This is a genomic window from Rhizomonospora bruguierae, from assembly GCF_018397995.1.
Taxonomy (GTDB): Bacteria; Actinomycetota; Actinomycetes; order Mycobacteriales; family Micromonosporaceae; genus Rhizomonospora; species Rhizomonospora bruguierae.
Map to the genome: position 1 here is coordinate 1 of NZ_BBQH01000150.1, position 1,265 is coordinate 1,265.

1 protein-coding gene is annotated in these 1,265 nt (G+C 68.4%); it reads left to right on the forward strand.

Annotated elements, in window-relative coordinates; genetic code table 11:
* Positions 1–79 precede the first annotated feature (79 nt).
* Positions 80–1,265: IS1380 family transposase (locus KJS59_RS30560; RefSeq protein WP_249715185.1), on the forward strand; the 1,186-nt coding region annotated here is incomplete at its 3' end.

Sequence of the window (1,265 nt, forward strand, 5' to 3'; positions counted from 1 at the left end):
TAGGACTTGCTGAGGGTCCGAAGTTCCTGTCACGGAAGGCACTTGCTGGGTGAAGGCTACCGCAACACGTCCGAAGATCATGGTCACCGGCGACGGGCGAGGCGTGGTCGGTCACGCCGGTGCCCGGCTACTGGCTGACCTCGCTGACGCGACGGGGCTGACCAGCACGTTCAGCCATGCCCTCGCCGGTCTGCGGCAGCGGCGCAGCGGTCATGATCCGGGCCGGATTGCCGTGGATCTGGCGATAACGCTCGCCGATGGTGGTGAAGCGATCGCCGATCTCGCCGTTCTGCGTGACCAGGCCGGCTTGTTCGGGCAGGTCGCCTCCGACCCGACCGCCTGGCGGCTGCTGTCGCAGGTGGACGAGACGCTGCTGTCCGGATTGCGGTCCGCGCGAGCCGAGGCTCGTGAAGTCGCGTGGGCGCAGCACGCCGAGACCCGTGGTGACCTGCCGCAACCGACGGTGGCCGGTCAGCCGGTCCACGGCCTGGTCCTGGACATCGACGCGACGATCGTCATCTGTCATTCCGAGAAGGAGTCAGCGACCCGGACCTGGAAGAAGACGTTCGGATATCACCCGTTGCTCTGCTTCCTGGACAACACCGGCGAGGCCCTGGCTGGACTGCTGCGCGAAGGCCGGGCCGGATCCAACACCACCACCGACCACATCACCGTCCTTGACCAGGCTCTCGCCCAGATCCCCGACGCTCACCGCCATGGCACCCCGATCCTGCTGCGCAGCGACTCCGCGGGCAGCAGTCATGGTTTCCTCGCCCACATCCGCTCCCTGCGCGAACAGCACCTCGACATCCGGTTCTCCGTCGGCGCCGCCATCACCGAACAGGTCCGCGCAGCGATCCGCGCCGCAGCCCGCTGGATCCCCGCCGTCGACACCGACGGCGACCTCCGGGAACACGCCGAGGTCGCTGAGATCACCGGCCTGTTCGACGCGACCGGCTGGCCCGAGGGCACCCGATTCCTGGTCCGCCGCGAACGCCCGCACCCCGGTGCCCAACTGTCACTGTTCGACACCATCGAAGGCTGGCGCCACCAGGTCGTGGCCACCGACACCCCACCCGGCAACGGCAGCATCCAATACCTCGAAGCCCGCCACCGAGCCCACGCCCGCGTCGAGGACCGCATCCGCACCGGCAAGAACACCGGCTTCGGCCGATTCCCGTCCCGGGTCTTCGCGATCAACCAGGCCTGGCTCCAGTTGGCGCTGACCGGCATCGACCTGCTCGCCTGGACCCAAAACCTGCTCC